Consider the following 2,608-nt stretch of genomic DNA (forward strand, 5'->3'; position numbering starts at 1 on the left):
GGGCGCGGGATCGCCGAAGCCGGGTGGAAGCAGCGATTCCGGCCGATCCTGCGCCGAGGCGAGCGCAGCCGCGCCCACCAGCCCCAACGTCAGGAATGCAGCGCGCTTACTGAAGATTCGCAAGCGAAACCGCCTTCTCGACCTGGGTCGTTGGCCGTTCGGTGGCGCGACCGCCCAGCAGCGCCATGCCACCCACGACCACGACCACGATGACGACAAGCGAAATGACCAGGCGGGACATGGGACGCAAACCTTGGCTATGAAGCAATGTTGCCCAGCGGATGTTGCCGGGCGCGGTCCCGCTGTATAGCGCAGGTGGCGATGTTGCAAAGCCACAACCCCGCCCCCGCCTCATGGGACGGCCAGCCGATCGTGCTGGTCGGGCTGATGGGCGTGGGCAAATCCACCGTCGGCCGCCGTCTGGCCGCTCGCCTGCGTGTACCTTTCGTCGATGCCGACCACGAGATCGAGGCGGCGGCGGGCATGACCATCGCCGACATGTTCGAAAAATTCGGCGAGGCGCATTTTCGCGACGGCGAGCGGCGGGTGATCGCCCGGCTGGTCGACGGCCGCCCCAAGGTGATCGCCACCGGCGGGGGCGCGTTCATCAACGATGAAACGCGCGCGCTGATCCTGGAGCAGGCGACCGCCATCTGGTTGACCGCCAATACCGACGTGCTGGTCGAGCGGGTGCGCAAGCGCGACACCCGTCCGCTACTGCGCGGCCGCGATCCACGTCAGGTGCTGGCCGATCTGGCGGCCAAGCGGAACCCGATCTACGCGCTTGCCCCCATCCACGTATCCAGCCACCGCGGCCCCCACGAGGCCACGGTCGCCGCCATTCTGAAGGCCATCGGACGATGAAGACCGTCACCGTCGCGCTCGGCGCACGCAGCTATCCCATCCATATCGAGGCGGGCCTGCTGGCGCGTGCGGCCGAGCATCTAGCGCCGCTGGCGCGCGGCCGCACGATGGCGATCGTGACCGACGAGAATGTGCGTCCTCACCTTGCCACCCTGCAAGCCGCGCTGGCCGCCGCCGGTGTCGCGAGCGAGGCGATCGTGCTGCCGCCGGGCGAGAAGACTAAGAGCTGGCCGGTCCTGGCGCAGCTTTGCGACGGCCTGCTGGAACTCGGGGTCGAGCGGCAGGACCATGTCGTGGCGCTGGGCGGCGGTGTGATCGGCGATCTGGTCGGCTTCGCCTGCGCGATCCTGAAGCGTGGATGCCGCTTCGTGCAGATCCCGACCACGTTGCTGGCCCAGGTCGATTCGTCTGTCGGCGGCAAGACCGCGATCAACACGCGCGCGGGCAAGAACCTGATCGGCGCCTTTCACCAGCCAGCCATGGTGTTGATCGATCCGGGCGTGCTGGACACTTTGGCGGTGCGTGAGGTGCGGGCTGGGTATGCGGAGGTGGTGAAGTACGGGCTGATCGACGACTTTGCGTTCTTTGAATGGTGTGAGGCGAATGCCGAGGCGTTGATTGCCGGAGACGGCGAGGCGCGGGTTTACGCGATCGCGCATGCGGTGGCGGCCAAGGCGCGCATCGTCGCGGCGGACGAGCATGAGACGAGCGGTATCCGCGCGCTGCTGAACCTGGGGCATACCTTCGGGCATGCGCTGGAGGCGGAGGCGGGGTTCTCCGACCGGCTGCTGCACGGTGAGGGCGTGGCGGCGGGGTGTGCGCTCGCCTTCCGCTACTCGGCGCGGCTGGGATATTGTACGGGGCAGGAGGCGACGCGGGTGGCGGCGCACATGCGCGCGTGCGGGCTGCCCGACGGTCTGGCCGCGGCGGAAATTGCAGCCTCCGGCAAGACGTTGGTCGCGCATATGCGACACGACAAGAAGATGAGCGCTGGCACCCTGCCCTTCCTGCTGGCACGCGGGATCGGCCAGACCTATCTCGACAGCCGCGTCGATCTGGCCGACGTGGAAGCGTTTCTGGACGAAGAGGCGCGCTGATGCCGAACGGCGTCGCCAAGCGGGACTTGCCCACCAAGGTCTGCCCCGCCTGCGAGCGGCCGTTCACCTGGCGCAAGAAGTGGGCGCGGGACTGGGATCAGGTGGTGTATTGTTCGGATCGGTGCCGCAAGGCGCGGTGAGGCCTCAGGCCTTCACCAGAGTGACCTGCGCGACATCGATGCCGCCGCCGCGGAAACCGCCCTCGCAATACATCAGATAATAGCGCCACAAGGCGACGAACCGCGCGTCGAAGCGGGCGGGCAGACGACCCTCCGCCACCGCGATATCAAAGCGTTCGCGCCATAGTTTTAGCGTTTCGGCATAGTCGAGGCCGAAGGTGCGGGGGGCGTGCCAGTGCAGGCCGCGCGCCTGGGCGAGCTGGCGGAAGCGGGATTGGGAGAGGAGCATGCCGCCGGGGAAGACGTAGCGCTGGATGAAGTCGACGCTGTCGGCATAGGCGGGGAAGACGTCGTCGGCGATGGTGATGTACTGGATCGCGGCCTGTCCGCCCGGCTTCAGCCGCCGGGCGATCATGTCGAGGTAATCAGGCCAATATTCCTGGCCGACCGCTTCCACCATTTCGATGCTGGCGATGGCGTCGTAGGAGCCGGTCACGTCGCGGTAATCGGTGAGCGACACCGAGACGC

At 67.4% G+C, this 2,608-nt stretch carries 5 protein-coding genes; 3 read left to right on the plus strand and 2 right to left on the minus strand.

Annotated features, from left to right (window positions below):
- Positions 1–106 precede the first annotated feature (106 nt).
- Positions 107–241 carry a hypothetical protein gene (locus tag Q0U08_RS19670; RefSeq protein ID WP_260173116.1) on the minus strand — a complete coding sequence of 45 codons (135 nt, stop codon included), beginning with the start codon at positions 239–241 and terminating at the stop codon, positions 107–109.
- A gap of 80 nt (positions 242–321) precedes the next feature.
- Here Q0U08_RS19670 and Q0U08_RS19675 point away from each other — a divergent pair, with 80 nt between their 5' ends.
- From Q0U08_RS19675 to Q0U08_RS19685, 3 genes are read left to right on the plus strand one after another with little or no spacing between them, the layout of a single operon-like run.
- Positions 322–864 (plus strand): shikimate kinase, encoded by a 543-nt coding sequence (locus Q0U08_RS19675; RefSeq protein WP_112384000.1) that lies wholly within the window; start codon positions 322–324, stop codon positions 862–864.
- On the plus strand, positions 861–1,961 hold the full coding sequence (gene aroB, locus Q0U08_RS19680; protein WP_298093482.1) for a 3-dehydroquinate synthase: 1,101 nt from the start codon (positions 861–863) through the stop codon (positions 1,959–1,961). The genes Q0U08_RS19675 and aroB overlap by 4 nt, the downstream gene beginning before the upstream one ends.
- Positions 1,961–2,101, plus strand: a complete 141-nt coding sequence (locus Q0U08_RS19685; protein WP_298093483.1) for a DUF2256 domain-containing protein — start codon at positions 1,961–1,963, stop codon at positions 2,099–2,101. Before aroB ends, Q0U08_RS19685 begins: the two co-directional genes overlap by 1 nt.
- Before the next feature lie 4 nt (positions 2,102–2,105).
- Here Q0U08_RS19685 and Q0U08_RS19690 read toward each other — a convergent pair.
- Positions 2,106–2,608 (minus strand): class I SAM-dependent methyltransferase (locus Q0U08_RS19690; protein ID WP_298093485.1); only part of this gene is annotated, 503 nt, incomplete at its 5' end.

It is taken from the genome of uncultured Sphingomonas sp. (genome assembly GCF_946477935.1).
Taxonomy (GTDB): Bacteria; Pseudomonadota; Alphaproteobacteria; order Sphingomonadales; family Sphingomonadaceae; genus Sphingomonas.

Bases quoted from the DNA above. Each gene is read 5' to 3' on its own strand.
- Q0U08_RS19670 (WP_260173116.1), bottom strand. From the start codon at position 241: ATGTCCCGCCTGGTCATTTCGCTTGTCGTCATCGTGGTCGTGGTCGTG.
- aroB (WP_298093482.1), top strand. From the start codon at position 861: ATGAAGACCGTCACCGTCGCGCTCGGCGCACGCAGCTATCCCATCCAT.
- Q0U08_RS19685 (WP_298093483.1), top strand. From the start codon at position 1,961: ATGCCGAACGGCGTCGCCAAGCGGGACTTGCCCACCAAGGTCTGCCCC.
- Q0U08_RS19675 (WP_112384000.1), top strand. From the start codon at position 322: ATGTTGCAAAGCCACAACCCCGCCCCCGCCTCATGGGACGGCCAGCCG.